Origin of the sequence: Mesorhizobium japonicum MAFF 303099, assembly GCF_000009625.1 — a bacterium.
In the GTDB taxonomy this organism is placed as follows: Bacteria; Pseudomonadota; Alphaproteobacteria; order Rhizobiales; family Rhizobiaceae; genus Mesorhizobium; species Mesorhizobium japonicum.
Genome location: NC_002678.2, coordinates 3,921,598 through 3,947,906 on the forward strand (window position 1 = coordinate 3,921,598; position 26,309 = coordinate 3,947,906).

Genomic DNA, 26,309 nt, shown 5'->3' on the forward strand with positions numbered 1-26,309 from the left:
AGGCTGGGCTGCACATTGCCGCCATCCAATGGTCACGCAATGACCCGCTGGGCGACACCTTCTGATCCCATTTGGCGGTTGAGGTTGGCAGGTCACCCCAAAACGGCCGTTTGCCAAATCGATGGAAGGAAAATCCATGCGCAAAACGATAATTCTTGCAGCCGCCGCCAGCCTGATGCTGGCCGGTGCCGCCAGTGCCCAGCAGCAGCCCGCTCCTGCCACGCCTGCCCCCAAGGCGACGACTCCCGCCGCCGGCGGTCAGCAGGCCGCGCCGGCGATCCAGAGCGTCAACATTGTCGACATCACCGAACTGCCGAAGGACACCCAGACGCAGGTCAATCAGGTGATCGCCCAGCGCGGTGACGCCGGCCTGCAGAAACTGCGCAGCTCGATCGATGCCACCCCCAAGGTGAAGTCCGCCCTCCAGGCCAAGGGAATGACCTCGGCCCAGGTGGTCGCGGCCAGCATGGAGCCCAACGGCGCGCTGACCTTGATCACCAAGAAAGCCAGCTGACGACCCGGCGCGGCGGGCCGGCATCCGGTCCGCCGGCCGAATTGCGAAGGGAACCGTGGCAGGGCTGGAGTCGTTTCGCTTGCTGATTGTTGAAACAAGCTGCGAAAGCGAACGATGACCTCCACCACCTTGCCCGATGCCCGATGGCTGCATGCCATTGCGGCGGCCGCGTTTCTGGCAGCGAGCCTTCCCCAGGCCGCGCTGAATGCGCAGGGTCTTGAAAGTCCGGAGACCGTCGACCGCATCGTCGGCTCGCAAATCAGCGAGGAACAGGCCAAGACGACAGCTGAAATCGGAAAGGTCAGTTCGGCGATCGACCGCACGCGCGACAATATCGGCACGGTGCGCAAAACCTCCAAGCTCGACAAGGTCGATATCGTGTTCCTGACCGACGCGGCGCGCAGCGAAGGCGGTCCGCCGCCGGTCATCGAGAACAAGGTCCGGCAGCATCAGGACGACGTCGCGGAACTGCGCAAGGAGATCGAGGCCAACGCCCTGCTCTACAACGCCATCGATTCGCGGCGCGTGGCTGCGCAGGACGTTCTCGCCGTCGAGTTCGACAATCCAGGAAAGATCGTCATCTATGCGGCCGCCAAGCCGTCGGACTGAGCCGATTGCCCTAACGCCGGCCGCCACCCTTACGCGCCGCGCATGAGACGCCACGGGTCTCACAGCTTGCCCATCACCTTCTGCTGGAATCCGTAGACCTCGCGCTTGCCGCCGAGCGGCACCAGCGTGACGTCGCGTTCCTGTCCCGGCTCGAAGCGCATGGCGGTGCCGGCGGCGATGTCGAGGCGCATGCCGCGGGTCTGTTCGCGGTCGAACTTCAGTCCCTCATTGGTTTCGAAGAAATGGTAGTGGCTGCCGACCTGGATCGGCCGGTCGCCGCTGTTGGCGACTTTCAGGGTGACGGTCGGCAGGCCCTTGTTGAGCTCGATGTCGCCTTGGACGGGGATGATTTCGCCGGGGATCATCTGATGTCACACAACGCTGAAGGCAAGACCGACGCCGATCGCCGCGCAGGCAGCACCGGCGACACGGGCCAGACCACGGAACCTCACGCCAAGGCCCATGCCCGCGGCGATGCCGACGGCATGGAGCAGCACGGTGGCGACGGCAAAGCCGGCCATGTATTCGAGCCCGCCGGCATTTTCCGGCGCCTCGGTGCCGTGTGCGTGCCCGTGGAACAGCGCGAACAGGCCGATAATGGCGACGCCGGCCGAGACCGGGAGGTCGACCGCCAGCGCCACCAGCAGGCCAAGCGCCACGACGGAGGCCAGTATGCCCGGCTCGACGAAGGGCACCGGCACATGCGCCATGCCCAGGGCCGCGCCGCCAAGCATGACGCCGATAAAGGCGGCCGGCCACGCCCAAATTGCCTTGCCGCGCTTGAGGGCCGCCCACAGGCCGACGGCGAGCATCACGGTCATATGGTCGGGGCCGGACAAGGGATGCATGAAGCCGGCCGTGAAGGAAGAGGTCGTGCCGATGCCGACATGGGCATAGGCCGGCATGGCCGCAGCCATGAGCAGGATCGCCGCGAGGCACAGGCGTTTGGCAGGGATCATTCTACTTGCCTTTCGTTTGCGATGGTGCAGTCACGCGGCCTTGCGCGGGCCGCAGCCCTCGGCCTTGAGGACGCGCTTGGTCGACGCCGGGTATTTGTTCAGCTTCGCTGCCGGGCGGATCGGCCGGGCCGAAAAATTGCCGCCGCAATTGGGACAGACGCCGTCCAGCACGTTTTCCACGCAATCGGCGCAGAAGGTGCATTCGAAGGTGCAGATCAGCGCATCCGTCGCCTCCGGCGGCAGGTCCTTGTCGCAACACTCGCAATTTGGGCGCAGCTCAAGCATCGCGGTCTCCTCACCTGATGGGCGCGTGCACGGTCACCAGCTTGGTGCCGTCGGGGAAGGTCGCTTCCACTTGCACGTCATGGATCATCTCGGCGATGCCTTGCATCACCTGCGCGCGGGTGACGACATGAGCGCCGGCCTCCATCAGTTCGGCGACCGGGCGGCCATCGCGGGCGCCTTCGACGACGAAATCGGTGATCAGTGCGATCGCTTCCGGATGGTTCAGCTTGACGCCGCGCTCCAGCCGCTTGCGTGCCACGATCGCCGCCATGGCGATCAGCAGCTTGTCTTTTTCCCTCGGGGTCAGGTTCATGCGGTTTCCAGAATCACAGTGACCATAATTTGGGCAGCCCCGCCCTTCCGTTGAGCAGTCCGACGAGCGGAACCAGCCGCTGGCGCAGTTGGTAGCCGTCCCCGGCGTAAAGCCTCGCAAGAAGCTTGCCAGATGCCTTCACGCTCCAGACGCTGGCGCCGCCCTGGTGGCCGACGATTTCCCGGACCGGGTCGAGCAGAGCCTCGGCCCGCGGCGACACCAGCAGCAGCGTCGCCACGGCGATCACGCCGCCGGCAGCCGCGGGGCGTGCCAGGGCACCAGTGATATCGGGTCCGATACGGAAATCCTCGGCATGGATGAGGAAACCGTCCTGGCGAACCCGCCAGCGGTCACGGAAAGTGCCTTGCGACGCGCGTTCGCCCATGGCCAGGCGGCCGAAGACGGTGGCCTCCAGCACCAGCGCCTCGGCCCCCGCGGCAAGCTCGACATCCAATGTGCGGGCAAAGGCCGCCCGGTCGAAGACGATGGTCTCCTGCGGCAGCCAGGCGATGCGGCCGTTCTCGCCGACCGTCAGCTTGACCCGCACCTCGGCCTGGTCGGATGCGGCGCGGTAGACCTTCTCGCAGGCCTGGGTCGTTATCGATGCCGAGGCTTCTGTGCCGACATCCACATCCCAACCGATGCGGTCGCCGCCGGTCAGTCCGCCGGCGGTGTTGATCAGCACTGCCTCCAGCGGGTCGGCCAAAACGGCCGGCAGCCTTATCTTGGCGGAACCGTCCTGATAAAGGCGCCGCAGCCGCGTGCGCCCGTCCGCGCTGGCGCAGCCCAGCTGGGCCAGACCCGCGGCGCGCTGGGCCAAAGGGGGCGAAAACTCGGTATATTCGATCGTATCCACGCCGTCAGGTTAAGCACTGCGGCGGTTTTGTCGATATATAGCTTGTTGCTTGATGGCGTTTCCGTTTCTATAGAGGGAGCCACCTCGGTACGGTCAGGCGATGCTTGGCGGGGGTAGAAGGCGACGATCGCGGCCTGATATCGAGGACAAGAAGGCGCTTTTCAGTTGGCGTCGGGAAACGACAAAGTGGGGAAGAAACCGAATGGCTGACCAGCTGGCAACGGACATCATCGAAAAGATCAAGGCCCATGCCGAGCCGGGCGGTGAAGAAATCACCACCAGCACCGAATTGACGTCGCTCGGCATCCATTCGCTGGAGCTGACGGAGATCATCTTCGACCTCGAGGAGCAGTATGGCATCGAGATCGAGATGAACACGGTCGATGCCTGGAGCAATCTGAAAAATGTTGGCGACATGGTCGAGGCCGTTCGCGCGCTGATCGCGAAAAAAGCCTGACCGAATGCTGAAACGCGTCGTCATTACCGGCATTGGCGGGCTGTGCGGACTAGGCGTCGATGCGCAGTCGATCTGGGCCGAAATGCGGGCCGGCCGTTCAGCCATAGGCCCGATCGACAATCCCTTCCTGCATGATTTGAAGGTCAAGACCGGCTGCGAGATCAAGGCGCTGCCCGATCATGGCATCGAGCGCAAGCAGCTGGTGTCGATGGACCGTTTCAGCCTGCTGGCGGTGATCGCTGCTAAAGAGGCCATGCGGCAGTCCGGCCTGGCCCCGCATGCCGACAACACCTATCGCATGGGAACCATCGTCGGCGTCGGCGTCTGCGGCTTCGAGACCGTCGAGGAGAACTATCGCGCCATTCTGGTCGAGGGCAAGAATCGCGCCGGCATCTTCACCGTGCCCAGGGTCATGCCGGGCGCCGCCGCCGGTCAGGTCAGCATGCATCTTGGCCTGCGCGGACCGGTCTTCGGCGTCACGTCGGCCTGCTCGTCGGCCAACCACGCCATCGCCTCGGCGGCCGACCAGATCAGGCTCGGCCGCGCCGACGTCATGGTTGCCGGCGGCACCGAAGCGCCACTGGTCTGGGGCGTGCTCAAGGGCTGGGAGGCATTGCGCGTGCTGTCACCCGACACCTGCCGGCCGTTCTCGGCCGACCGCCAGGGCCTCGTGCTCGGCGAAGGTGCTGGCATGGCGGTTCTGGAAAGCTACGACCACGCCGTGGCGCGTGGCGCCACCATCCTCGCCGAAATCGCCGGCGCCGGCCTTTCGGCCGATGCCTCCGACATCGTCGCCCCGACCATCGAGGGACCGGAAGCGGCGATGCGCTTCTGTCTCGTCGATGCCGGGCTCAATCCCGAGGACATCGATTATCTCAACGCGCATGGTACCGGCACCAAGGCCAACGACCAGATCGAGACCAACGCGATCAAGCGCGTCTTCGGCGATTACGCGCGGTCGCTGTCCATCTCCTCGACCAAGTCGATGCATGCCCATTGCCTGGGCGCGTCGGGCGGGCTGGAGATGATCGCCTGCGTCATGGCGATCCGCGAAGGCGTCGTGCCGCCGACCGCGAATTACCGCGAACCCGATCCCGATTGCGATCTCGACGTGACGCCCAATGTCGCGCGCGAGCGCAAGGTGCGCGTCGCGATCAGCAACGGTTTTGCTTTCGGCGGCACCAACGCAGTGCTGGCATTCAAGGCCATCTAATCCCGGGCGGTCACTACCGCCCCGGGCGGTCACCAGCGCCCGAGGGATTAACGTCTGCCGGGGCGGTTTGAGCGCCCTTTGGCATTGCGCGTCCCGCTGTTCGATCCGGTTCACTGTCCATGCATGGCGAAACCGTCGCTGCCATATTGATCCGGCCCGGCCCTGCGCCTAATTCTTGGCCACCCGCCAACACCGCGCCCTTGCCGCAAATCCCCGCTCAGGAGTTCTCGATGGCCGACCTGTCCGCCTTTCCGATCACAACCCGCTGGCCGGCCAAATATCCCGACCAGATCCAGCTCTATTCGGCAACGACGCCCAACGGCGTGAAGATATCGATCGCGCTGGAAGAGGTCGGCCTGCCCTATGAGCCGCATCTGGTCAACATCAGCAAGGACGAAAGCTGGACGCCGGAATTCCTGTCGCTCAATCCCAATGGCAAGATTCCGGCGATCATCGATCCCAACGGCCCGGACGGCAAGCCGATCGGCCTTTTCGAATCCGGCGCCATCCTGCTCTATCTCGCCGACAAGACCGGCTTGCTCGTCCCGGCGGACGCAGCGCGGCGCTACGAGACGATCCAGTGGGTCTTCTTCCAGATGGCTTCCGTCGGGCCGATGTTCGGCCAGGTCGGGTTCTTCCACAAATTCGCCGGCCGCGAGATCGCCGACAAGCGCCCGCTGGAGCGCTACCGCGACGAATCGCGGCGGCTGATCGGCGTGCTCGACGGCCGATTGAAGGGTCGCAAATGGATCATGGGCAACGACTACACCATCGCCGACATCTCGCTGCTCGGCTGGGTGCGCAATTTGATCGGCTTCTATGAAGCGCGCGAGCTCGTCGGTTTCGATGATTTCGCCAATGTAGCGGCATGGCTGGAGCGCGGCCTGGCGCGACCGGCGGTGCAAAAGGGCCTGACCATTCCGGCCAAGGGCTAAACCGCCTGTCGCCACAGGGCGACGAGCTTGGCCAAAGATATCTGAGCGGACGAAGCAGCCTGCTACTTCGCCTTGGCCTTCGAGCCGCCCCTGCCGATCACTGATGCGGCAAGCGAAACGGCGCCACGCGCGGTTGCGACCACCGCGCCGGCGGCGACATTAGCCGCCGTTCGGACGGCACCGGCTTTGGCCGGCGCCGGTTTGCGTGTGGCGGTCTTGGCGGCGGGTACGACCTTTCGTGGCGCGGCCTTGCCGAAAGCGGCCTTGCCGTCCTTCGAGCGTTCGGCAATCGCCGGGCCAGCCCCGGCTTTCGCTTGAGTTGCCTTCGCAGGCCTCGTCTTGGCTGGTTTTTTTGCCTTGGTTGCCATTGGAAAATCCCTTACGCCGGACAAACGGGTTCTGAGGCATAACGGCGAGAAACTCTTAAGGTTCCCGTCCAAAAATACCGAAAATTAAGCTTGTTAACCAATGATCAGGTCGGCGGCCCGGCGCCGGGCCAGCACGCGTTCGATGTTGGGCATGTCGTTGGAGGCGATCCAGGCGCGCGCCTCCTCGTCCGAACGGCCATGGCCATGCCACCGCTCCATCAGGCGGCGCTCGAGCTCATTGCGCGGCACGTCGACGAAGATCGAGAAATCGAACAGCGGCGACAGCCGCGACCATGGCTCCTCGTCGAGCAGCAGGTAATTGCCTTCGACCAGGATGAACTTCGTCTCGGTGCGGACGATCGCCGCGGCGGCGCGCGACAGTTCCATGCTGCGATCGAAGACGGGAATGGCGATGTCGGGTTCACCGGCCCGGATGCGCTTCATCAGGGTCTCGAAGCCGGCAAAGTCGAAGGTCTCCGGTGCGCCCTTGCGCGCCCGCAGACCGCGCGCGTTGAGCACGATGTCGTCATAGTGGAAGCCGTCCATCGGCACGACTTCCACCGCCCCTTCCGGCAAAAGGTCATGCAGGCCGGCCGACAGCGTCGACTTGCCGGAGCCTGGCGGCCCGGCAATGGCGACGATGAAGCGTTTCGCCTTGCCGGCGCGCTTGAAGATGGTGGCGGCGAGGTGGGCGATTTCGGACATGGGAGCCTCACTTGCCTGGGGCATGATATTTCCGCCGTATCTTGGCGGCAGTCGCTGGAAATTTCAAACCCTGCGCTCGCGCAAACGCCGCCTCAGGCGGCCGCAGGCTGGCCAATGCGCAAGAACGCGCTGTCGAACGGCACGTCCCGGGTGGAGCCGCCGGCTGAGAGCCGCATCTGGCCGTCGGCCGTGGTGATTTCCTGCGGCGGTTGGCCACTGGACAGAGACAGGGCGCCGATGACATGGCGGAACGAAAAGCTGTGGCCTTCGCCGAGCGCAAAGGCGGTCGCCACGCCTTCGCGTTTCAGCCAGTTGTCGCCGATCGAGGCGACATGGCCGACCGCGGCGCGGCCATCCTCGATGCCGAGCACGCCGAGATGGCGGCCGCTCCAGGGTGCATAGTCGCGCCCGCCATTGCTGAGCCACAGCATGGTGATCGGCAACTCGGCCGGGTTCTTCAGCACCAGCACCAGATCGTCCTCGGCCTGGCGCGCCAGCGCCGTCCAGCCCGGACCGCCATGGTCGGCCTCGACCAGGGTGACGAAATCCTCGCGCCGGTCCTCCATGCGGTATTGCGTCAGGTCGAGCGTGCCGCCGGCGGCGGCGGGAAACCGGGCGAGGTCGGGCGAACGCGCCGGATAGGCCAGCATGAAGCGGCCGCGCGTGGGATCGGGCTCCAGCGGATCGGGCAATGTCGCGGCAAAGCGCTTCGGCGAAAAGGCCAGCTTGCCGCCGCCTTTCATCACCGTCATCGGGTGATGGGCAACGGAAATCGCCCCGGAGCCGCCGGAAAACACATGTTCCTGGTAGAGGAAGGGATGGCCGTCGATGAGCGTAAAAATCTTGTCGACGCCGGCGCCCATGACCTTGTGCCGCAGCCGGAAGACAGCGCGCCAGCCGCCGTCCGTCGCACCGCTCTCAACCAAATCCCAGGCGCTGTTGGCCGTCCAGCCATGCAGTGGCGCCTCCTCGACATCGCTGCGCGAAAACGGCGCACAGAGGAAATCGCCCGACAGCCGGACCGTGCCTTGCGGCAGGTCCTTCGGCAGCGCCTCGCCCGAATCGACCCAGGGCGCGCGGTGCAGCGGCTTCAGCCGCCGTCCGCCGCTCTCGACGGTCATGTCGGCGATATGGCCGACGGTGAGGTCGAGAGAAACCGAAATGCCTTTGGCCTTGATCGTGATCGTATCCATAGCGCTCTCACCCGAATCTGACGGGTGCAAGCAGAACCCTTTCGGCGCGGCTTGCGCAAGCACCGCGGCCGGCATTTCGCATCAGCTACTGCCGCTTGTATTCCCGCACCGGGGATTTCGTCCCGTCCGTATAGGTCACCTGCACCGACATCGATTTCACGCTGTCGGCGACCTTGAAATAGCCCTTGGCGTCGTAGGGGATGGCGTAAGGATCCTTCTTGTCGCAAGGCGGTATCTCGAGCGACTTGTCGAGCGCGGCACCGTTCAGGCTGTAACGCACCTCCTTGATGGCGCAGCGGTAGGACAGCATCTGGGTGAAATAGACCAGGCCGTGATTGCCGCCGGAATCGAAGGCGATCCATGACGTCCAGAACTGGTCGAGGATCTGCTTGTCACCTTGCTGCAGCGCGGCGTCCGGATCGAAGCGTATGTCGAACGGGCCGGTCTCGCGGCCTCTGATGTCGAGATATTTTATCGCGATCGTGGTCGCCGCCGTGCTGTCGGGCAATTCGAAGCTCGGATTGGCCATCGGCTTGCCGGTGGTCTGGTCCTTCATCGCCAGGAAGCCGGTGTCGGTGAACGGGCCGCTGTCGCCGAGACGCCAGTAGATCGCGGTCGCCGGCTCGGGCAGCGAAATGGTCATCGACCAGCCCTGGTTGGAGCGCATCGGCGTCAGCGACGGCGCGAAGCGCGCGGGGTCGAGCACGTCGCCAAGGGCGGCCAGCCGGCTGCGGCTGCGGTCCAGCCAGTCGGCCAACTGCGTCTGGTCGACGAAATATTTGAGCAGTCCGCCATCCTTTTCGTAGGACACGAACTTGGTCAGCGCCTGGGCTTCATTGCGCTTGTCGGCCAGCGTCTGGCTGCCGAGGCGGTCTTCCGAAAACTCCTGCGCCTTGAGGAAATAGGCCGGCGCATAGTCGGGATTGGCCGTGATGAAGGTGTTGAGCTTGTCGAGCCGCTGCGCGTCCTCGAACTGCAATATATGCACCAGCTTGATCGACAGCGCCTTGCCCTTGTCGGCGAGCTGCCCGAACACTTCGCGGGCGCCGGCCTTGCCGTCCTGCACCCGAAGCAGCGTGGCAAAGCGCGTATAGGGGTCGATGGCATCGACATCGAAGCCGGCAAAGGCGAGGTAGGAGCGCCTTGCGTTGAGCATGTCGCCCGACAATTCGTAGACGCGGGCATTGTGGTAGAACTCGTCCGGCCGCTTCGGTTCGGCGATCGCCCCGCCTTGCGCCGCGAGCTGCGCAAACCCCTTGGCGATGGTGTCGATCGAGGCGGCGATCTGCTCGGTCGTCGCCTGCAGCTTTTCCGCCTGGACCTGCTGCTGTTGCTGGCCGGCGGCGAGCGTATCGGTCGTCTGCTTGACCGCCTCGACGGTCTTTTGCGTCTGCGCGCCCTGCTGCGTCTGCTGCTGCTGGGTGGACGCGATCTGGTCGGTCTTCTGCGCCACCGTGTCGGTCGATTTCTTGACCTCTTCGACGGTCTTTTGCGTTTGCGTCACCGTCTGCTCGATCTTGGCCACCTTTTCGGAGACGATGCCCATCGACTGCTGCAGCCGTGCGATCGCCGGCACCAGGCCGGCGATGACGCCGTTCTGCGAATTGGTCTCCTGCTGCACGGCATAGACGCCGCCGGCGACCGCCGCAGCACTGGTGGCGAACAACAGCGCCGGCAGCGCCTTGGCCGCCAGCACGAGCCGCAGCACAATGGCGATGGCGATGATGGCCGCCGCGATTGCCGCGACCAGCGCGATATAGGCGGCGAACGGCGCCAGCGGATTGAGCACGTCGCCAACCGCGCCGCTGATGAAAGCGACGCTGCCGGCCCATTTGCCGGTACGGCTGAGCGATGCCTTGATAAGCGAGGGCGCTGCGCCCCCGGCCCCGATGTTCGTCATGCCACCCCCCAAGCCAGCCAATGCCACGCCCCTTCCCACAGGAAACGCGGCTCTGGCAAGGAAAGACACAGAAACAGGCGTTTTCGGGGCGAGGAACCAGGTCGAGCTCGACAATCCTGGGACTAACAGCCATTAACCAAATGGACGCATCCAGCGCGTTACGTTAGCTTCGTCTCATCTCAGCAACAGCATGGCCAGAACAGTTCCGCCCTTGTCCAAATTGCGTCCTTTCCCGCTCCTCCAGAGAGTTCTCGTCGCCCTTGGCCTGTTGCTGATGGTGGCCGGCTGCTCGACCGCGACGCCGCCTGACCAGGTGCTGACTGTCCCCGCACCGCCGCAGAAATATGCCGCCATCGTCGTCGACGTCAAAACCGGCAAGCAGATGTTCGAGGTCAACTCTACGGCGCAGCGCTATCCGGCCTCGCTGACCAAGATGATGACGCTCTATCTCCTGTTCGAGGCGATGGAGTCCGGCCGCGTCACCAAGGAAACGCAGATCCCCGTCTCCGACCACGCCGCCTCGCAGCCGCCGACCAAGATGCGCTTCCGGCGCGGCGAAACGATCGACGTCGATTCCGCCATCCGCGCCATCGTCGTCAAATCCGCCAATGACGTGGCGGTGGCGGTCGGCGAATATCTCGGCGGCTCCGAAGACCGGTTCGCCGCCATGATGACATCCAAGGCGCGCTCGCTCGGCATGACCAGCACCACTTTCCGCAACGCCTCGGGCCTGCCCGACGACGGCCAGATGACCACCGCGCGCGACATGGCGGTGCTCGGCATGGCGCTGCGCCAGCGCTTCCCCCAGCATTTCCACTATTTCTCCGAAAGCGACTTCATGTTCCGCGGCAGGCTGGTGCGCGGCCACAACGACATGCTCGGCCGCGTGCGCGGCGTCGACGGCATCAAGACCGGCTACATCAGGGCCTCCGGCTTCAACATAGTCACCTCCTACAATGCCGACGGCCGCCAGCTGATCGTGGTGGTGATGGGCGCCGACTCGGCCCGCCAGCGCAACGACCATGTCGAAGCGCTGATCCAGCGCAGCCTGTCGCCGACCACGGCCGACAGCAAGACCAGGCTGATGTTCGCCGAACAGCAGTAAAGAGCGGAACCGCTTCACTTCGTCATCCTGGGGTGGAGCAAGGAGCGCACCCACCCTCACTTCGTCATCCACGGGCGGAGCAAGGAGCGCAGCGACGCGGCGCAGACCCCTGGAGCTGCTCCGCAGCCCAAGGGATCCATGCCGCGCCCTCAACGCGCCGCTACGGAGCATAATCCTGCTCCGCTGCACCCTACGATCAACGTCCCGGCATGGATCCTCGGGTCTCCGCGACGCCGCTCCCGCGGCTGCTCCGCCCGTGGATGACGAACTCGGGAAGCGTCTCGGCCCAGCTAAGGGGGAGGCTGTCGCCGCATAAGAAACCCACAGCCGGCTATTGTTATCCTGTTGTCATGCAATCGTCTGGAAGCCATGGCATAGGCAGCGCAAACCGATAGTGGATATGCCCCGTCACCTCGGCGTATCCTCAAACCAGCAGCGCCACAGCAGGAGCCCGCACCATGAGCACCGTCCCCAAGGCACCCGAGCAGCAGGCGGCGGACACTGAAAACGACAGCGGCGGTGAATATTTCGAGGCGCCGATCACGCCGGAAGATTTGCACGAGGTTTCGGACGAGCACTTCGACACGCCGGAAGTGCCTGACTCCGAACCATCCGGTCCCGGCGCGTCACGCATAAAGCCCAAGAAAAAACCGTCGGCGATCTCGGGCCGCAAATTCCACAAGCGCGACCTGGTGCGCATCGACACGCTGCGCCCGAGCCTCGCCGACCGCATCCGCTCCGACCATCCGGACCTGCCCAGGGGCGCCCGCATCAGCCGCGAGGAGCTCGGCCGCTACCGCATGCGCTACATGGAGGAACTGCTGCAGCAGGAACACGGCGAATTCTCCGAGCTCGACCGCCAGGTGGTGGAATCGATCGCCAGGCAGGACACGATTTCCGAAAACTCTGAAGAAGAATTCGAGGAGCACCGCACCTTCCCCGACCGCGTCTCCGACAACATGGCCGCCTTCGGCGGCAGCTGGTGGTTCCTGATCTCGTTTGCCACCGTGCTTTTGGTCTGGATCGGCATCAACCTGTTCGAGGGCTTGAACGGCGCCTTCGACCCCTATCCCTTCATCCTGCTCAACCTGCTGCTCTCCTGCATCGCGGCCATCCAGGCGCCGGTCATCATGATGAGCCAGAAGCGCCAGGAGGTGAAAGACCGCCTGCGCTCCTTCAACGAATACCGCGTCAACCTCAAAGCCGAGCTCGAAGTGCGCCATCTGCACGAAAAACTCGACTACCTCATCTCGCGCCAATGGACGCGGTTGGCCGAGATGCAGCAGATGCAGCTCGATGCCATGAACGAGCTGGCGGGTACGAAGAAGGTGAAGCGGGCCGTGCGGGGGAGACGGGTGGTGAAGAGTGAGGCAGGAGAGTGAGAGGGTTCCTCGCCCCCACGAATGTGGGGGAGAGGTGGCTCCGCGAAGCCGAGACGGAGAGGGGAGCGCCGTCCACAACTAGCCAGCACCCGTGAAAGTACCAACCCACCCCACCGCCGGACGCGCCGCACAATCGCCAATTGCCCGTTGAAGCCCGCGCCGGCTTCCGCTAAGAAGCCGTGACTTGCCGGTTCGCCGGCTGGTTCGTTTTCCGGAACGCCGGGAAGCACCCGTAGCTCAGCTGGATAGAGCGCTGCCCTCCGAAGGCAGAGGTCACAGGTTCGAATCCTGTCGGGTGCGCCAATAAAATCAATTGGCTGGAATTTGGGCTAGTTGGGGCCTACTTCCCACGCGCTTTTTCCTACACAGCGAGCTTATGAGAGACGGGAAGCGACCGCGAAGAAGATCAGCGGGGCGGCATCTGCCGCCCCTTCTCATGTTCTCAATTGTCCCAACCATCCTCGTCGTCACGCGGCTGATAGTCGGGAACGACCCGGATAATTGGCCTCGAACGCTCATAGCGCCAGTAGTACTCGTCCGGCGGTTGAGGCTCATAGGTCCGATAGGCGTGCTCGTAGTAGCGCCGGTGCTTCCAGTGCTTTTTGTGCTCGTTGTGTGGTCGCACACAGTAGCCGTCGCGGGTTAGGTACGCGCACGTCACTCGCACCTCCTGGACCAGACCGCCATGGGCCGGCGCGCCGACTATCATCGGCGCCGCTTGGGCACCAGAGGTCAGCGACAAGATTGCGCCAGCCAAGGCAAAAGCAGGTAGTTTCATTCACGTCTCCATCCAACTCAGGGCCACGGCCGAACAGCATCCTGATTTCGGGCAATTTGGGGCGACCCGAAATCACTTTGTTTTTCCGTCGCACATAAGTGGAGTGCTCGCAGCCATCACGTCCACGGCCCGGCCGCCGCGATCGTGTCGGCCCCTCTTGGGCGGATGCGGACATAGGAGCTGGCCTTTCCTGCGCCTCCACGAGCAGTCGAATATTGGAATTGGGGATCAGCGTTCCGTCGGTGTTTCCAACGCGGATCCTGCCACGAACAAGAAGCGGTAATCTGCTCAGTCGCCGACGTGCTGGCACTCAACCTTCGCAATCGGATACCATCCCCGCCCGCGCGGCGAAGGTGCCTTGAGCTGTCCGATCGCCCATTGGCCCATAGCCATGTGCGGCAATCCTCATCCGATCATGGCACCATCTCCAGCGATGCCGTCCGCCACTCCCTACGACGAAGGCACCCTCGGCTCCTCCACTAGGTAAAACCTGTCCTTCGGCGAAAAGTCCGTCACCAGGAACGAAAACGACGCGCTCTCCTGCGGGTCGACCTTGCCTTTGCTGAACAGCAGCCGGTCATAGGGTTCGAAGTCGCGTTTGAATTCGGCGAAGCTGTCGGACTTGATCATGTTGTCCACGCGCTGCGCCTGGTCGAAGGACAGCCCGTCGCCATAGTCGCTCGGCACGTTCAAAATCGCCTGCAGCTCGAAGCCGAATTCGATCCAGGCGTCGCCGCTGTTGTTGCGGGTGACGATTTTCAGCGGCAAAAAGCCGGTCGCGTAGTCGCCGGTCGATCCGAAGGGCTGGATCGGCCGCGCGGCGCGTATGGTCAGCGTCACCGGGTCGGCGGTGTCCAGTTCCTCGGTGATGACGATCGGGTCGTCGCGCGTCCCGGCGCCCGTGGCCGAAAGGATCCTGAAGCCGCCGCGTTCGTCGGAGAAGGAGTAGGCGCCGGCTTCGAAGATCCCGTCGGCCAAGGCGCGCGGGCAGCTCGCGGCCAGCAAAGCCGCGAATACCTGCACACAGCGCAAGCCCGGACGCGTCATGGCCCGAGTATGAACGACAATTGCCTGGCCGCAAACTGGCCGGCGACAGACCGGAATGCGATGACCTTGGTCGGCTGTCGAAAGAATGCCGGCCGCACCGCGCAACGGCATGGCCCGGCCGCCTTGCCTCAGCCTCCCACCACCCCCCTCACACTCTCCCGCTCCACCAGCGGGCACTCCAGCTTGGTGATGGGATAGCGCCCCTGTCCGGGCGCCGTCGGCGCTTCGAGCTGTTCGATCGCCCATTGGCCCATCGCCATGTGCGGCAGGATGGAGGTGGTCAGCGGCGGGAACAAATGTCGGGCGATTTCCTCGTCGTCGTAGCCGACCACGGAAATGTCTTGCGGAATGTGCAGGCCGGCTTCCTTCAGCGCCTCGTAGCAGCCGATCGCGGTGCGGTCGTTCTGGCAGAAGATGGCGGTCGGGCGGTCTTTGAGCGCAAGCAGCTTCACCGTCGCGGCATAGCCGGCACTGGCCGACCAGTCGCCCTCGACCACCAGGTCCGGGTCGAAGGGGATATCGGCGGTGGCGAGCGCGCGGCGATAGCCTTTCAGCCGGTCCTGTGCGGCCTGCATCCACGGCTCGCCGGTGATGGTGGCGATGCGGCGGTGGCCGTGGCTGATCAGGTGCCTTGTCGAGCTCTGGCCGCCGGCGATCTCGGACGGCACCACGGCGGGGAAGGCATAGTCGGCCGTGTAGCAATTGAGCAGGATCACCGGGATGTCGAGGCTGTAGAGATAGTCGGGCGCGGTGATTTCGCGGGTGAAGATGGTCATGTAGATCAGCGCCGAAATGCCCCGTCTTGTCAGCGCCTGGATGGCGCGTGGCTCCATCACGGCGTCGCCCATGGTCTGCGCCACCAGGAGAACGTTGCCGGCATTCCACGAGGCCTGGCGCGCGCCTTCGATCGCCACCACCGCTTCCGGGCTGGTCGCCAGCTGGTCGACGGCAAAGCCGATCACCCCGTCCAGCCCGTCGAAGGCGGCAACCGGCTTGCGCAGCGCCGAGAAGGCGGGCGCGCTGTAGCCCAGCGCCCGTGCGGCCTCGATCACCCGCTCCCGGGTCTGCTGCGACAGCTTGATCCCTGGCGAATTGTTGAGCACGAAGGAAACCGTCGCCTGTGAGCAGCCGGCGGCCCGGGCGATATCGGTCATGGTGACCCGCCCCTTGGGCTTGGCCGGCGCCTTGCGGCGCCTTGCCGTCTCGATGGTCGGATCCGTCGTCTCGCTCATGGCAGTCGTGTCCCCAATCCCACCTGTCTAGCGGCAGCCTGCCGGCCCGACAAGATGGCGCGGCAGCGCCGGTTTATAGGAGCCGCCACCTAACTTATAGATATTAGCGGCCGCGCGGTCCATCGATCATCACGCTCAAAACGTGCAGGGAAAGCAATGACCGTAAGGCTTGCGCTGCCGTGCGGCCAAGGCATGGGCTCGTCGGCGCATCGTTCGCGGTGGCGCCACGCTGTGTCCGGTTATCGGCTCAAAACTAATAGTGTTTACTAATACAAAGATGCGCTGTAACGTCAATCGTCGCACCCGGCCCTGTTGGGTCCGGGGCGGTGGGAAAGCGAACGTCAATGGCCCGATGGCTTGCGGGGATTGCCTCCGCAGGTCCGTCTCAGATATGTGATATGTCAGACAAATCGGACTATTTACGAATGAAGAATGAGTCTCTAAAGTCCGTGACCGTGGCTGGAACGAGGCCATTCTTGTGAGTGCCGGGAAACCCTGAGGAGGAGGGGGTGTCCAAGCCGCAAACGGCAAATTCAGGTGAGCAGGCAATTTTAGTGAGCAAGACGGTCCAGCCCGACGGCTGAACCAAAACGGGAGGTTGAACATGAAGTCCTTGATACGCAATGCATCCGTGGCCGCCGCGGCCCTGGCTGTCGGCCTGACGGCGACGGCCATCGCGCGCGCCGACGACAAGCCGACGCTGGCTTTCGTCGTCAACGGCGCTTCCGATTTCTGGAAAGCGGCCGAAGCCGGCGTCAAGAAGGCGCAGGGCGAACTGCCCGACTACAATCTCGAACTCAAATATCCCGAACAATCCTCGGTCGCCATCCAGCAGCGCCTGATGGACGATCTGGTGACGGCCGGCGTCAAGGGCATCATGGTCTCGGCCGTTGATCCCAAGACCTCGACCGATGGCCTGAACAAGATCGCCTCGCAAACCGCGCTGTTCACCACCGACAGTGACGCGCCGCAGACCAAGCGCGTCGCCTATATCGGCTCGTCCAATGTCGATGCCGGCAAGCAGGCGGCCGAAATCGCCAAGAAGGCGATGCCCAATGGCGGCAAGTGCCTCGGCTTCGTCGGCCTGCTCGGCGCCGACAATGCCAAGGAGCGCATCCAGGGCATGAAGGATGGTCTGGCCGGCACCAAGATCGAACTCGTCGACGTGCGTGGCGACGATATCGATCAGGCGCGCGCCAAGAAGAATGTCGAGGACGCGCTGGTCGCCAGCCCCGACGTCACCTGCATGGTCGGCTTCTACTCCTACAACACGCCGCGCATCTATGAGGCGCTGCGCGATGCCGGCAAGCTCGGCCAGATCACGGTCGTCGGTTTCGATGACGATCCGATCACGCTGGGCGGCGTCAAGGAAGGCACCGTTGCCGCCACCGTCGTGCAGCAGCCCTTCGAATGGGCCTATCAGGGCATGAAGCTGATGGCTGCCTATCTCAAGGGCGACAAGTCAGGCATCCCGGCCGGCAATCTCATCATCATCCCGACGAAGATCATCGGCAAGGATGATGTCGACGCCTACGCCGCCAATCTGAAGGCGATGGCCGGAAAGTAAGACCACAGGCAGTTCAGCCGGCTCAACTTCGCTTGAGCCGGCTGCGCGCATTGACGAACCCTTCGAGGATCGTCAGTCTGCCGGAAGGCCGGCCCGCTAACTGCTGTCAGGCATGATGAACTATTCCGATACATCCATCGCAGCGACCACGCCGTTCCTCAGCCTCGAGAGCGTGCGCAAGACCTATCCGGGCGTCGTCGCGTTGGATGGCTTCTCCATGGAGGTCAGGCCGGGCGAGGTCATCGGCCTGGTCGGCGAGAACGGCGCCGGCAAGTCGACCCTGATGAAGATCCTCGGCGGCGTCACCACGCCGGACACCGGCACGATCACGGTCGACGGCACCGCCCATAAGGGGCTGAGTGTCGAAGGCAGCCTGGGTTCGGGCATCGCCTTCGTCCACCAGGAACTCAATCTGTTCGAAAATCTCGACGTCGCCGCCAACATCTTCTTCGGCCGCGAGCCGCTGCGCGCCGGGCCGCTGAAACTCGTCGACCGCTCGAAGCTGCGCGAGATGGTGGCGCCGCTCCTGAAGCGCGTCGGCGCCAATTTCTCCGCCGATGCGCAGGTCGCTTCCCTGTCGCTGGCGCAGCAGCAGATGGTCGAGATCGCCAAGGCGCTGTCGATCAAGGCAAGGCTGGTCATCCTCGACGAGCCGACATCCAGCCTGCCGCTCGCCGAGACCGACAAATTGCTCGACGTCATCAAGGCGCTGAAGGCCGACGGCATCAGCGTCATCTTCATTTCGCACCGCCTGCACGAGGTCGAGCGTGTCGCCGACCGCGTCGTCGTGCTGCGCGACGGCATGCTGGCCGGCACGCTGGGCAAGCGCGACATCAACCACGACCAGATGGTCAAGCTGATGATCGGGCGCATGCTGAAGGAGCGCGAGAAGGCCTCCGAGGCCGCGCGTGCCCCTGGCGCCGTGGCACTTGCGGCCAAAGCCATCCGCACCCCTACCTATCCCAGCCGGCCTGTCGACCTCGATGTCAGGCGCGGCGAGATCCTCGGCCTTGCCGGCCTCGTCGGCTCCGGCCGCACTGAGCTCGCCCGCGTGTTCTTCGGCATCGACGGCAGCCTCGGCGGCACGCTCGAGCTCGACGGCAAGACGCTTGTGCTGGGTTCGGCGGCCGACGCCGTCGCGCACGGCATTTTCCTGGTGCCGGAAGACCGCAAGCTGACCGGCATCCTGCTCGACCTGTCGATCGCCCAGAACATTTCGCTGCCCAATCTGCCGGCGCATGCCAGGCGTTCGCTGGTCTCGGCAAGCGCTGAGACGGCAACCGCCGAGAAGCAGAAGAAAAATCTCGGCATCAAGGCGCCTTCGGTGCAGACGCGCACCGGCACGCTGTCGGGCGGCAACCAGCAGAAGGTCGTGCTCGGCAAGTGGCTGGCCATGAACCCGAAGGTGATGATCCTCGACGAGCCGACGCGCGGCATCGACATCGGCGCCAAGGCGGAAATCTACGGGCTGATGCGCGCCCTGGCCGATGCCGGCGTCGCCGTGCTGATGATCTCCAGCGACATGGAGGAGGTGATCGGCGTGTCCGACCGCATCGCCGTCATGCATGAGGGCCAGATCTCGGGCATTCTCGACAAGGACCAGTTCAGCCAGGAAAACGTGCTGCTGCTGGCGGTGGGCAAGCAGCCGAAATAGTTTTTGCGCTGCGAGACCGCGCAACCTGCCCAGGCAGGAATTGGGGAGACGACGATGAGCAAGAAAGATCTCGGCCTGCTGATCCTGATCCTGGTGGTCGGCGCGATCGTGGCCATCATCAATCCGCGCTTCCTCTTGCCGATCAACCTTGCCAACACCTCGAACCTGATCGGCCTGTTCGGCATCCTGTCGATCGGCCAGGCCTTCGTCATCATCACCGGCGGCATCGAGCTGTCGGTCGGCTCGGTGGTGGCGCTGCTGGGAACACTGTTCATCGACTTCATCGCCGTGCGCGAACTGGACTGGCCGCTGGCCTTCGTGCTGATCATCGCGCTTGGCGCCATCATCGGCCTGGTGCATGGCTGGCTGATCACCAGGCTGAAGCTGCAGCCCTTCGTCGTCACCTTGTGCGGCCTCTTGATCTATCGCGGCGTCGCCCGCTTCTACACCGCCGACGGCACCGCCGGTTTCGCCTTCGGCCAGAATTTTCCCGAGCTCGAATTCCTGACGGCCGGGCGGTCCTATGGCGTGCCCAACAGTTTCATCGCGCTGATCGTCATCGCCATCGTCATGTGGGTGGTGCTGCACCGGTCGGTGTTCGGCCGCTATCTCTACGCCATCGGCAAGAATGAGGAGGCGGCGAAATATTCCGGCATCCGCACCGGCCGCATCGTCATGGCCGCCTATGTCATCTGCGGCGTGCTGACGGCGCTGTCGGCGATCTATTTCGCCATGTACACGCGTTCGATCTCGCCGGCCAGCCATGGCCAGTTCTATGAGCTCTACGCCATCGCCGCCGCCGTGCTCGGCGGCTTCTCGCTGCGCGGCGGCGAGGGCTCGCTGATCGGCGTCATCCTCGGAACGGTGCTGTTGCAGGAACTGCAGAACCTGGTCAATCTGCTCGGCATCCCGTCCTCCCTCAACTTCGCGGTGATGGGCGGCGTCATTCTCATCGGCGTGCTCGTCGACCAGCAATGGGGTGTGTTCCGCGCACGGCGGCTGATGGTCGATGCCGCCCGCAAGAACATTGCCGGCGCGCCGGCGGAATAATCGCGCGGGCGACGCTGCCGCACGAAAAGCGCGTAGCGCTTTCCCTTGGGAATTGCGTCAAAACAAAGCGTTAAAGCAACCGCGCCAGCGCCAGCCCTACCGTTTGGTCCCGCGGGCCGCGCGGCGAACGCTTTGCAGCAGGATGGCGAGGCAGCCGACCAGCAGCAGCGCACCACCGAGCAGCGGCGGCAGGGCGAGCAGCTTCACAGCCGCCGCGACAGCGGCCACCAGCACCAGCGCCAGCAGCGCCAGATTGCCGTCATCGACGAACATGCCGAGGAATTCCTTGGCAACAAAACGGATGACGCTCATCGGGCGAGCCCTCCAGCCGATACGGGATAGGTGCCGCGCAGCCAGCGCACCATGGCAAGGGACGCCAGCGCGACAATGGCGAAGATGGCGAGCAGAGCGAGATCGGCGCCCGGCCAGTCGGCGCCGATGCCTTCGCCGGTCCAGAAGATGCCGAAGCTGGTCAGCATCAGCCCGACCACGAATTTGAGCGCATTCTCCGGCACACGTGCCAGCGGCCGGTGCACCGCCAGGCCGATAGCCATCACCAGGACAAACGCCGCCAGCGCGCCGAGGCTGGCATAAAGCGTCTGCCCGTGCGCCGCGCCAACGGCAATGACGATGAACACCACCTCGACACCTTCGAGCAGCACCGCCTTGAACGAGGCCAGCCCGGCGAGATAGTCGGCGCGGCGGTCATTGGCCTGCTGGTTGAGGGTAGCGGTCTCCTTGGAGAAGGCCGCCTCTTCGTCATGCAGCGCGACGACGCCGACGCTGCGCAGGATCGCCTTTCGCAGCCAGCGCATGCCGAACAGGATCAGCAGCACGCCGACGACGAACTGCAGCACGGTGATCGGCACCAGCGCCAGCAGCGGTCCGAACACGAGCACCAGCGCCGCCAGCAACGCCAGCGCCAGGGCGGCGCCCGTCAGCGCCGGGCGCCAGCTGCGCGTCACGCCGACCGCGAGCACGATGGTGAAGGCTTCGACGACCTCAACGAAGGAGGCGAGAAATGCCGCCGTGACTGTCGAGAGAATGGGCGTCAGCGTCTGCATAAAACTTCCTGTCCTGCTGAGCGGGTGTCCCGGACGCGTGGCCCGGAATCACTTGCGCGGCCAGCACCACATAGCGCTCCGCAGGCAGCAGGAAAGCAAGTGGGCGCCGATGGGCAGCGCTTCAGGCCAATCCCGCCGCGCACGCCGCTGCTGCGGGACACACGCGTAAATCAGATCAGGCCCGATATGTCGGAGAAGGCCATTGCCTTGCGCAGCAGCTCGGCGAAGCGCTCGCCGGCCACCTCGCGCGGGCCACTATTGTCGATCGTGGTGACGCCGGGACCGGTCAGGGTGACGTTGGCGCTGCGCGCCAGCCGCGCCAGCACTTCGCCGCGCGACTCGCGGCCGCGCATCGCCAGCCGCTCGGCCAGCACATCGGCCGAGGCGGTGATCTCGACAATGGCCAGGTTGGCATAGCGCTCGCGCAAGGTGGGAATGACCGCGCGCGACACGTTCGCCACCGCCACATGGCCATTGGCGACCGACCAGTCGACATCGGCAGGCAGGCCGTAGCGCAAGCCATGCGCTTCCCAGGAAATGGCGAAGGCGCCGTCGGCCTCGGCCTCGACGAAGGCGGCGTCGGCCAGTGTGTCGTGATCCTCGCTCGCCGCATCGCTCGGCCGGGTGATGACGCGGCGAACGAATTCCAGCCGGGTCTCATCGGCGAAGAGCGCACGGGCGTAGCCGATCACCGTGTCCTTGCCGGCGCCGCTAGGCCCCACGACGGCGACAAAAACGCCATGACGGACAGGGAACGTTTCAGCGGATAACTCGCGCTCGATCAAGGCCGACACCATCATGCGACCCGGCGTCCCTGCCGCCAGACGGTGCGCACCACCGGAACATGGTCGTCGACGCGCACACGTACCAGGTCGGCGCGGCGGCCCTGTTCGATGGTGCCGCGGTCGGTCAGGCCAACGGCCTCGGCCGGGTTCTTCGACACCATGGCGACCGCATGCGGCAGCGAAATGCCTTCGACCATGTCGCCGAGGAAGAAGGCCGACTGGATCAGGCTGAAGGGGATATAGTCCGAAGACAGGATATCGAGCAGGCCGTCGCCGGCCAGCGTGCGCGCCGAGACATTGCCCGAATGCGAGGCGCCGCGCATGACGTTGGGCGCGCCCATCAGCACGCCCAGGCCCGCGGCCTTCGAAGCACGCGCCGCTTCCTCGGTCGTCGGGAACTCGGCAACGCGCACGCCTTGCTCGATCGCCTCGTCGACATGGCCTGAAGTGGCATCGTCATGGCTGGCGAGCACGATGCCGCGCTCATGGCAGGCAGCCGCGATCACCGCCCGGTTCGGCGCCGAATTGCGCGCCGATTCCGCCATCCGCTTCTCGCAGAACAATTTGAAGTCGCGGTCGCTCAGCTTCAGCTTGCGCTGGTAGTAGTAGGCATAGGTTTCGAGATTGACGAACTGGCGCTGGCCGGGCGCATGATCCATCAGCGAGGCCAGCTTGACCCGGTCGTCCTGGTCGAAACTGGCGAAGGCTTGCAGGCAATCCGGCGCCGAGACCTCGCAGCGCAGATGCAGGAAGTGATCGGCGCGCAAACGATCCTGCGCGACGCTGTCCTCGATCGCATCGGCCAGCTTGCGGATATCGGCCAAGGTGAGATCGGCGTCCTCGTCCATGCCGACACGCAAGGCGTCGAGCACGGTGGTGATGCCGGCCGTCGCCACCTGCGCGTCATGGGCAAGCACGGCTGCGATCGGGTTCCAGCGCACCTTCGGCCGGGGTGCGTAATGGCCTTCGAGGTGGTCGGTGTGCAACTCGACCAGCCCGGGAGTGACATAGTCACCGCCCATGTCCTCGCCGATCCGGCTGCTGCCCGCGTCGATGCCGGCGATAAAGCCGTCACGCAGCACCAGCGACCCCTCGACGATTTCGTCGGCTAGCACGATGCGGGCGTTGGAAAGAACGGTCTCGGCGGTCATTTCGGGCAGTCCTTTGATTCTTCGAGCAAGGGTGTTCAGGCGGTTTTTCTCGCCGGGCGGCGTCCCAGCGCGTGCTGCGAAAGCACCATGAACGGCGCACCAGGTTCAGGTTCGACAAACAGCGTCAGCGCGTCGACCAGCACCGGCTGCCGCAGTATATCCGCGAACAGGCTGTTGATTGCTGCGCGCAAACGAGGGCTTTCCTGTGGCCCGGCCCGGCCTGACAGCGTCATGTGGAAGCGGAAAGTCTCGAAGACATAGGGGTAGCCCCATTGGCAGAGATTGCGGAACTCGGCCGGCTTCAGCGAATCCGGGCTGCGCCGCTCGATTTCGGCCTCGGTCAGCGGCGCGCGGAACCGGTCGAAGTCGCGCACCACCTCGTCGGCGAAACGGTTGAGTGGCGGCAGCGGCCCCTCCGGCACCAGCGCGAAGAAGCTGTCGATCTGGCTGACGACGAGACGCGGGATCGTCACGACAGGCGTCGCTTCGGCAAAATGGTCGAGCCCCGCGCGCAGCGAAGCCTCGGTCTCGCTGGCGGCCAGGCGGAAGGGGGCTTTCAGCGTCGCGTGGAAGCCATAGCGGCGGGCCGAGGCGGTGTGGAAGGCAACTTCCTCCGCCGCCAGATCGGCCACGGCCTCGACCGGCCTTGTCGCCGCGCCGAACGGGTCACGGCCCAGCCAGTTGGCGGCGATCCGCGCCAGCGGTTCGTCCTGCCGGGGGGTGAAGTAGATGGCATAACGCATCGAAAATCCTCGTTAAAGCGCGCCCCGGGGCGCGCTTTAAGTCTTCTATTTGGTGCGCATGTCGTCGCCCCCAAAAACCGCTGCACACTTTTGGGCGACATGCACTAGCCCCGCTGCCATAGGCGATTTCCATGACGAATTGACGAAGCTTTGAAGGGTTTTCGAAGGCAAATCGACCCAATAGGTCCTTAGCCGACGATTTTTCCGAGCTGGACCAACAGGTTCAGGAGGAATCTCGGACCGGTCAGGCCTTCATCAACCATTCGTGCTCGGGCGCATTGTGGAATTTCCACGTCCGCTTCGGCCCGGCCATGACGTTGAGATAGTAGAGATCGTAGCCATGGCAGGCGGCGCAGGGGTGATAACCCCTGGGCACCAGCACGACATCGCCATCCTCGATCGCCATGGCTTCGTCGAGCGCGCGATGGCCATTCGTGTCCGCATCAGTGTAGACGCGCTGGAAGGCAAAGCCCTGCGGCGGGTTGAGGCGGTGGTAATAGGTCTCCTCGAGATAGGATTCTGCGGGCAGATTGTCCTGGTCATGCTTGTGCGGCGGATAGCTCGACGTGTGGCCGCCTGGCGTGATGACCTCGACCACCAGCAAGGAATCGGCCGGCTTGCCCTCCGGCAGGATGTTGGTGACGTAGCGCGTGTTGGTGCCCTTGCCGCGCACTTCCTGGCCGAGATCGTCGGGTCCGATCACGCGAACCGGCAGTCCGCCGCCAAGGCCGGGGGCCGAGCAGACCGCGAGCTCCAATTCGGTGTCCGCTGTCACCGACCAGTCCGATCCCTCGGGCACATAGACCGACCACGGCTTGCCCTCGAAAGGCGACATACGCGCGCCGAGCAGGCCGAGATCCTTGCCGCCGGCTGTCGCGGTGCCCTTGCCGGTGACGAACACCAGGCAGACTTCGCGGTCTTGCGTCTTTCCCGAGGCGCTTTCGCCGGGTTGCAGCCGATGCAGGTCGAAACCGACATAAGTCCAGCCGGCGCTTTTCGGCGTCACATGGGCAACGCGGCCATGGCCCTTGTCGGCTTTGACGAGCAGTTTCGACATTTTTGTCTCCTATTCCGTTGGCTCGAAGGGCTCCGTGAAGCCAAGCCGTCTGTTTGAAAGGGCCATCGCAAAATCTTCGACCGGCGCCCTCCAACTTCGTCATCCTAGGGTCTGCGCTGCGTCGTTACGCTCCTTGCTCCGCCCTAGGATGACGAAGTTAGAAGCACTGCAAGCTAATCGCCAACGCATGCGATCGGTCACTCCTTCGGTTCGGACTCGGCCGTCGCCTTGTTCTCGTCGGCCGGCTTGTAGAGATAGAAGAACTGCCAGACGGCATAGCCGGCGAAGCCGAGCGCGATGGTGCCCCAGAATGGCGTGCCGGTGGCGAACTCGATGATCGACCAGATGACGCAGACCGCGACGACGGCGACGCGCCGCCACAACGGCCGGAAGAACGGGTGCTCGGAATCTTTCATCCGACCAACCTACAGCAACCCGGCTTCGCCGAGAACCAGCGAGTCAGGCATTGGGAAAGCCCTGTGTCTCGACCGTGTAGCCGGCCGCCGTCATCACCCGCATCAATTCCTTGTGGCCGACCTGGGCCATCCTGAGCGGCGGGTTCTTTTTCGGATCCTGCTCGGCCTCGACCACGAACCAGCCCTCATAGCCATCGTCGGCGAACCGTTGCACGATGGCGCCGAAATCCAGCGAGCCGTCGCCCGGCACCGTGAAGGCGCCCAGCGCCACGGCGTCGAGGAAGGACTGTTTCGTGCGGTCGAGCTTGTCGATCACGCCCATGCGCACGTCCTTCACATGCACATGGCTGATGCGCGCGTGATGGTTGTCGATGGCACGCAGCACATCGCCGCCGGCAAAGGCCAGATGTCCGGCATCGAGCAGCAGCGGAATGCCTTCGCCGGAATGGCGCATGAAGGCGTCGAGTTCCGGCTCGGTCTCGACCACCGCCGCCATGTGATGGTGGTAGGACAGCGGCATGCCTTGTTCGGCGCACCATTCGCCGAATTCGGTCAGGCGCCTTGCATAGGCCTTCATCTCGTCGCCGGTGAGTTTCGGCTTGGTGGCCAGCGGCTTCGAGCGGTCGCCCTGGATCGAGCGGCCGACCTCGCCATAGACGATGCAAGGCGCGTCGACCGCCTTGAACAGTTCGATCATCGGCTGGATGCGATCCTTGTTCTTGCTCATCTCCTCATCGACCAGCGTGCCGGAAAACCAGCCGCCGCACAGCGTCACGTCGGCGGCCTTCAGGATCGGCAGCATGATTGCGGGATCGTTGGGGAAACGCCGCCCCATCTCCATGCCGGTGAAGCCGGCCGAACGCGACTGGCGCAAGCATTCTTCCAGCGACACGTCATCGCTGAGTTCCGCAAGATCGTCGTTCCACCACGCGATGGGGGACATGCCCAGTTTGGCTTTCAAGTCGTCACTC

At 64.5% G+C, this 26,309-nt stretch carries 30 protein-coding genes and 1 tRNA gene; 11 read left to right on the forward strand and 20 right to left on the reverse strand.

The annotated features are described in order from the left end of the window. Positions 1–136: 136 nt before the first annotated feature. A complete protein-coding gene (locus MAFF_RS20285) occupies positions 137–514 on the forward strand; it encodes a hypothetical protein (protein WP_080512088.1) in 378 nt (125 codons plus the stop codon). Between the two features lie 114 nt (positions 515–628). Continuing rightward, the gene (locus tag MAFF_RS20290; protein WP_010912825.1) at positions 629–1,123 is read left to right on the forward strand and encodes a hypothetical protein; all 495 of its coding nucleotides are present in this window, start codon (positions 629–631) and stop codon (positions 1,121–1,123) included. Between the two features lie 59 nt (positions 1,124–1,182). Here the strand turns inward: MAFF_RS20290 and MAFF_RS20295 are convergent, their stop codons facing one another. Genes MAFF_RS20295 through MAFF_RS20315 form a run of 5 tightly spaced genes read right to left on the reverse strand, consistent with a single transcriptional unit; the run spans position 1,183 to position 3,536 of the window. After that, positions 1,183–1,488 carry an urease subunit beta gene (locus tag MAFF_RS20295; RefSeq protein ID WP_010912826.1) on the reverse strand — a complete coding sequence of 102 codons (306 nt, stop codon included), beginning with the start codon at positions 1,486–1,488 and terminating at the stop codon, positions 1,183–1,185. Positions 1,489–1,494: 6 nt separating this feature from the next. Beyond that, positions 1,495–2,082, reverse strand: a complete 588-nt coding sequence (locus MAFF_RS20300; protein WP_010912827.1) for a HupE/UreJ family protein — start codon at positions 2,080–2,082, stop codon at positions 1,495–1,497. A gap of 30 nt (positions 2,083–2,112) precedes the next feature. Next, positions 2,113–2,367 (reverse strand): DUF1272 domain-containing protein, encoded by a 255-nt coding sequence (locus MAFF_RS20305; RefSeq protein WP_010912828.1) that lies wholly within the window; start codon positions 2,365–2,367, stop codon positions 2,113–2,115. 10 nt (positions 2,368–2,377) lie between these two features. Continuing rightward, the gene (locus tag MAFF_RS20310; RefSeq protein ID WP_010912829.1) at positions 2,378–2,680 is read right to left on the reverse strand and encodes an urease subunit gamma; all 303 of its coding nucleotides are present in this window, start codon (positions 2,678–2,680) and stop codon (positions 2,378–2,380) included. A 13-nt stretch (positions 2,681–2,693) separates the two neighbouring features. Then, positions 2,694–3,536, reverse strand: coding sequence for an urease accessory protein UreD (locus MAFF_RS20315; protein WP_010912830.1), 843 nt, complete (start codon positions 3,534–3,536; stop codon positions 2,694–2,696). Between the two features lie 202 nt (positions 3,537–3,738). Here MAFF_RS20315 and MAFF_RS20320 point away from each other — a divergent pair, with 202 nt between their 5' ends. The 3 genes from MAFF_RS20320 to MAFF_RS20330 all read left to right on the forward strand — a co-directional run bounded on the left by MAFF_RS20320 (position 3,739) and on the right by MAFF_RS20330 (position 6,141). Then, positions 3,739–3,993: an acyl carrier protein gene (locus MAFF_RS20320; RefSeq protein ID WP_010912831.1), complete on the forward strand. Its 255-nt coding sequence runs from the start codon at positions 3,739–3,741 to the stop codon at positions 3,991–3,993. Between the two features lie 4 nt (positions 3,994–3,997). Beyond that, positions 3,998–5,206, forward strand: coding sequence for a beta-ketoacyl-[acyl-carrier-protein] synthase family protein (locus MAFF_RS20325; protein ID WP_010912832.1), 1,209 nt, complete (start codon positions 3,998–4,000; stop codon positions 5,204–5,206). A gap of 230 nt (positions 5,207–5,436) precedes the next feature. Beyond that, positions 5,437–6,141, forward strand: coding sequence for a glutathione S-transferase family protein (locus MAFF_RS20330; protein WP_010912833.1), 705 nt, complete (start codon positions 5,437–5,439; stop codon positions 6,139–6,141). 62 nt (positions 6,142–6,203) lie between these two features. Here the strand turns inward: MAFF_RS20330 and MAFF_RS20335 are convergent, their stop codons facing one another. The 4 genes from MAFF_RS20335 to MAFF_RS20350 form a co-directional block, all read right to left on the reverse strand. Further along, positions 6,204–6,509 (reverse strand): hypothetical protein, encoded by a 306-nt coding sequence (locus tag MAFF_RS20335; protein ID WP_010912834.1) that lies wholly within the window; start codon positions 6,507–6,509, stop codon positions 6,204–6,206. A gap of 93 nt (positions 6,510–6,602) precedes the next feature. Beyond that, positions 6,603–7,214, reverse strand: a complete 612-nt coding sequence (locus MAFF_RS20340; RefSeq protein WP_044548690.1) for a nucleoside triphosphate hydrolase — start codon at positions 7,212–7,214, stop codon at positions 6,603–6,605. A gap of 92 nt (positions 7,215–7,306) precedes the next feature. Next, a complete protein-coding gene (locus MAFF_RS20345; protein WP_044548691.1) occupies positions 7,307–8,407 on the reverse strand; it encodes a hypothetical protein in 1,101 nt (366 codons plus the stop codon). A gap of 85 nt (positions 8,408–8,492) precedes the next feature. Beyond that, the gene (locus MAFF_RS20350; protein ID WP_044548692.1) at positions 8,493–10,307 is read right to left on the reverse strand and encodes a methyl-accepting chemotaxis protein; all 1,815 of its coding nucleotides are present in this window, start codon (positions 10,305–10,307) and stop codon (positions 8,493–8,495) included. Positions 10,308–10,518: 211 nt separating this feature from the next. Here MAFF_RS20350 and MAFF_RS20355 point away from each other — a divergent pair, with 211 nt between their 5' ends. The 3 genes from MAFF_RS20355 (at position 10,519) to MAFF_RS20365 (ending at position 13,097) form a co-directional block, all read left to right on the forward strand. After that, entirely contained in the window at positions 10,519–11,412 is an 894-nt protein-coding gene (locus MAFF_RS20355; RefSeq protein ID WP_052292093.1) for a D-alanyl-D-alanine carboxypeptidase family protein, read from the forward strand. A 458-nt stretch (positions 11,413–11,870) separates the two neighbouring features. After that, positions 11,871–12,794, forward strand: a complete 924-nt coding sequence (locus MAFF_RS20360; protein ID WP_010912839.1) for a DUF1003 domain-containing protein — start codon at positions 11,871–11,873, stop codon at positions 12,792–12,794. A 226-nt stretch (positions 12,795–13,020) separates the two neighbouring features. Continuing rightward, positions 13,021–13,097 (forward strand) — tRNA-Arg (locus tag MAFF_RS20365). A gap of 139 nt (positions 13,098–13,236) precedes the next feature. Here the strand turns inward: MAFF_RS20365 and MAFF_RS20370 are convergent. From MAFF_RS20370 to MAFF_RS20380, 3 genes are all read right to left on the reverse strand, one after another. Next, the gene (locus MAFF_RS20370; protein WP_157866026.1) at positions 13,237–13,572 is read right to left on the reverse strand and encodes a hypothetical protein; all 336 of its coding nucleotides are present in this window, start codon (positions 13,570–13,572) and stop codon (positions 13,237–13,239) included. Positions 13,573–14,022: 450 nt separating this feature from the next. Beyond that, positions 14,023–14,619, reverse strand: coding sequence for a hypothetical protein (locus MAFF_RS20375; protein ID WP_157866028.1), 597 nt, complete (start codon positions 14,617–14,619; stop codon positions 14,023–14,025). A 128-nt stretch (positions 14,620–14,747) separates the two neighbouring features. Continuing rightward, entirely contained in the window at positions 14,748–15,851 is a 1,104-nt protein-coding gene (locus tag MAFF_RS20380; RefSeq protein ID WP_162034360.1) for a LacI family DNA-binding transcriptional regulator, read from the reverse strand. Between the two features lie 604 nt (positions 15,852–16,455). Between MAFF_RS20380 and MAFF_RS20385 the strand changes: the two genes are divergently transcribed. From MAFF_RS20385 to MAFF_RS20395, 3 genes are all read left to right on the forward strand, one after another. Beyond that, entirely contained in the window at positions 16,456–17,418 is a 963-nt protein-coding gene (locus MAFF_RS20385) for a sugar-binding protein (protein WP_010912842.1), read from the forward strand. 115 nt (positions 17,419–17,533) lie between these two features. After that, positions 17,534–19,072 (forward strand): sugar ABC transporter ATP-binding protein, encoded by a 1,539-nt coding sequence (locus MAFF_RS20390; protein ID WP_010912844.1) that lies wholly within the window; start codon positions 17,534–17,536, stop codon positions 19,070–19,072. 54 nt (positions 19,073–19,126) lie between these two features. Then, positions 19,127–20,122, forward strand: coding sequence for an ABC transporter permease (locus MAFF_RS20395; protein ID WP_032932571.1), 996 nt, complete (start codon positions 19,127–19,129; stop codon positions 20,120–20,122). Between the two features lie 96 nt (positions 20,123–20,218). Here MAFF_RS20395 and MAFF_RS20400 read toward each other — a convergent pair whose 3' ends face one another. From MAFF_RS20400 to iolE, 8 genes are all read right to left on the reverse strand, one after another. After that, the gene (locus tag MAFF_RS20400) at positions 20,219–20,434 is read right to left on the reverse strand and encodes a hypothetical protein (RefSeq protein ID WP_010912846.1); all 216 of its coding nucleotides are present in this window, start codon (positions 20,432–20,434) and stop codon (positions 20,219–20,221) included. Beyond that, on the reverse strand, positions 20,431–21,186 hold the full coding sequence (locus MAFF_RS20405; protein WP_010912847.1) for a COG4280 domain-containing protein: 756 nt from the start codon (positions 21,184–21,186) through the stop codon (positions 20,431–20,433). Before MAFF_RS20405 ends, MAFF_RS20400 begins: the two co-directional genes overlap by 4 nt. 170 nt (positions 21,187–21,356) lie before the next feature. Then, positions 21,357–21,986, reverse strand: coding sequence for a phosphonate metabolism protein/1,5-bisphosphokinase (PRPP-forming) PhnN (gene phnN, locus MAFF_RS20410; RefSeq protein ID WP_044548694.1), 630 nt, complete (start codon positions 21,984–21,986; stop codon positions 21,357–21,359). Next, the gene (locus MAFF_RS20415; RefSeq protein WP_010912849.1) at positions 21,983–23,122 is read right to left on the reverse strand and encodes an alpha-D-ribose 1-methylphosphonate 5-triphosphate diphosphatase; all 1,140 of its coding nucleotides are present in this window, start codon (positions 23,120–23,122) and stop codon (positions 21,983–21,985) included. The genes phnN and MAFF_RS20415 overlap by 4 nt, the downstream gene beginning before the upstream one ends. A gap of 35 nt (positions 23,123–23,157) precedes the next feature. Continuing rightward, a complete protein-coding gene (locus MAFF_RS20420; protein WP_010912850.1) occupies positions 23,158–23,865 on the reverse strand; it encodes a DUF1045 domain-containing protein in 708 nt (235 codons plus the stop codon). 244 nt (positions 23,866–24,109) lie between these two features. Further along, on the reverse strand, positions 24,110–24,922 hold the full coding sequence (iolB, locus tag MAFF_RS20425) for a 5-deoxy-glucuronate isomerase (protein WP_010912851.1): 813 nt from the start codon (positions 24,920–24,922) through the stop codon (positions 24,110–24,112). Between the two features lie 197 nt (positions 24,923–25,119). Beyond that, a complete protein-coding gene (locus tag MAFF_RS20430; RefSeq protein ID WP_010912852.1) occupies positions 25,120–25,338 on the reverse strand; it encodes a hypothetical protein in 219 nt (72 codons plus the stop codon). A gap of 43 nt (positions 25,339–25,381) precedes the next feature. Continuing rightward, positions 25,382–26,299 carry a myo-inosose-2 dehydratase gene (gene iolE / locus MAFF_RS20435; RefSeq protein ID WP_010912853.1) on the reverse strand — a complete coding sequence of 306 codons (918 nt, stop codon included), beginning with the start codon at positions 26,297–26,299 and terminating at the stop codon, positions 25,382–25,384. Between the last annotated feature and the right edge of the window lie 10 nt (positions 26,300–26,309).

Bases quoted from the DNA above. Each gene is read 5' to 3' on its own strand.
- MAFF_RS20320 (WP_010912831.1), top strand. From the start codon at position 3,739: ATGGCTGACCAGCTGGCAACGGACATCATCGAAAAGATCAAGGCCCAT.
- MAFF_RS20285 (WP_080512088.1), top strand. From the start codon at position 137: ATGCGCAAAACGATAATTCTTGCAGCCGCCGCCAGCCTGATGCTGGCC.
- MAFF_RS20345 (WP_044548691.1), bottom strand. From the start codon at position 8,407: ATGGATACGATCACGATCAAGGCCAAAGGCATTTCGGTTTCTCTCGAC.
- MAFF_RS20330 (WP_010912833.1), top strand. From the start codon at position 5,437: ATGGCCGACCTGTCCGCCTTTCCGATCACAACCCGCTGGCCGGCCAAA.
- MAFF_RS20295 (WP_010912826.1), bottom strand. From the start codon at position 1,488: ATGATCCCCGGCGAAATCATCCCCGTCCAAGGCGACATCGAGCTCAAC.
- MAFF_RS20350 (WP_044548692.1), bottom strand. From the start codon at position 10,307: ATGACGAACATCGGGGCCGGGGGCGCAGCGCCCTCGCTTATCAAGGCA.
- MAFF_RS20405 (WP_010912847.1), bottom strand. From the start codon at position 21,186: ATGCAGACGCTGACGCCCATTCTCTCGACAGTCACGGCGGCATTTCTC.
- MAFF_RS20430 (WP_010912852.1), bottom strand. From the start codon at position 25,338: ATGAAAGATTCCGAGCACCCGTTCTTCCGGCCGTTGTGGCGGCGCGTC.
- MAFF_RS20380 (WP_162034360.1), bottom strand. From the start codon at position 15,851: ATGAGCGAGACGACGGATCCGACCATCGAGACGGCAAGGCGCCGCAAG.
- MAFF_RS20335 (WP_010912834.1), bottom strand. From the start codon at position 6,509: ATGGCAACCAAGGCAAAAAAACCAGCCAAGACGAGGCCTGCGAAGGCA.
- MAFF_RS20390 (WP_010912844.1), top strand. From the start codon at position 17,534: ATGAACTATTCCGATACATCCATCGCAGCGACCACGCCGTTCCTCAGC.
- MAFF_RS20395 (WP_032932571.1), top strand. From the start codon at position 19,127: ATGAGCAAGAAAGATCTCGGCCTGCTGATCCTGATCCTGGTGGTCGGC.
- MAFF_RS20360 (WP_010912839.1), top strand. From the start codon at position 11,871: ATGAGCACCGTCCCCAAGGCACCCGAGCAGCAGGCGGCGGACACTGAA.
- phnN (WP_044548694.1), bottom strand. From the start codon at position 21,986: ATGATGGTGTCGGCCTTGATCGAGCGCGAGTTATCCGCTGAAACGTTC.
- MAFF_RS20385 (WP_010912842.1), top strand. From the start codon at position 16,456: ATGAAGTCCTTGATACGCAATGCATCCGTGGCCGCCGCGGCCCTGGCT.
- MAFF_RS20375 (WP_157866028.1), bottom strand. From the start codon at position 14,619: ATGACGCGTCCGGGCTTGCGCTGTGTGCAGGTATTCGCGGCTTTGCTG.
- MAFF_RS20310 (WP_010912829.1), bottom strand. From the start codon at position 2,680: ATGAACCTGACCCCGAGGGAAAAAGACAAGCTGCTGATCGCCATGGCG.
- MAFF_RS20340 (WP_044548690.1), bottom strand. From the start codon at position 7,214: ATGTCCGAAATCGCCCACCTCGCCGCCACCATCTTCAAGCGCGCCGGC.
- MAFF_RS20290 (WP_010912825.1), top strand. From the start codon at position 629: ATGACCTCCACCACCTTGCCCGATGCCCGATGGCTGCATGCCATTGCG.
- MAFF_RS20325 (WP_010912832.1), top strand. From the start codon at position 3,998: ATGCTGAAACGCGTCGTCATTACCGGCATTGGCGGGCTGTGCGGACTA.
- iolB (WP_010912851.1), bottom strand. From the start codon at position 24,922: ATGTCGAAACTGCTCGTCAAAGCCGACAAGGGCCATGGCCGCGTTGCC.
- MAFF_RS20400 (WP_010912846.1), bottom strand. From the start codon at position 20,434: ATGAGCGTCATCCGTTTTGTTGCCAAGGAATTCCTCGGCATGTTCGTC.
- MAFF_RS20370 (WP_157866026.1), bottom strand. From the start codon at position 13,572: ATGAAACTACCTGCTTTTGCCTTGGCTGGCGCAATCTTGTCGCTGACC.
- MAFF_RS20305 (WP_010912828.1), bottom strand. From the start codon at position 2,367: ATGCTTGAGCTGCGCCCAAATTGCGAGTGTTGCGACAAGGACCTGCCG.
- MAFF_RS20420 (WP_010912850.1), bottom strand. From the start codon at position 23,865: ATGCGTTATGCCATCTACTTCACCCCCCGGCAGGACGAACCGCTGGCG.
- MAFF_RS20415 (WP_010912849.1), bottom strand. From the start codon at position 23,122: ATGACCGCCGAGACCGTTCTTTCCAACGCCCGCATCGTGCTAGCCGAC.
- MAFF_RS20300 (WP_010912827.1), bottom strand. From the start codon at position 2,082: ATGATCCCTGCCAAACGCCTGTGCCTCGCGGCGATCCTGCTCATGGCT.